Annotated in this window: 1 pseudogene; it reads left to right on the forward strand. The window is 37.5% G+C overall.

Annotated elements, in window-relative coordinates:
* Positions 1-111: 111 nt before the first annotated feature.
* Positions 112-280 (forward strand): annotated as a pseudogene (locus tag BHE89_RS01500) (hypothetical protein); the annotation flags it as partial.

Below are 280 nucleotides of genomic sequence, written 5' to 3' on the forward strand. Positions count from 1 at the left end.
ATTGGGTTACATTGTACAATATCAGCCAATTACCTCCAGAGCAGTCACAAATCCAATTGGCAAAAGCAATAGGAATCGAACAACCGTCTTTAGTGAGAAACCCTAGATCAATTGGAAGAAAAAAAACTGATATGTGCTGTAATTGATCATCGTCTCAAACCATTAAAATTAACTCAAACCCATTGGGTTACATTGTACAATATCAGCCAATTACCTCCAGAGCAGTCACAAATCCAATTGGCAAAAGCAATAGGAATCGAACAACCGTCTTTAGTGAGAA

The organism is Shigella sp. FC1967 (assembly GCF_001743005.1).
Classification (GTDB): Bacteria; Pseudomonadota; Gammaproteobacteria; order Enterobacterales; family Enterobacteriaceae; genus Proteus.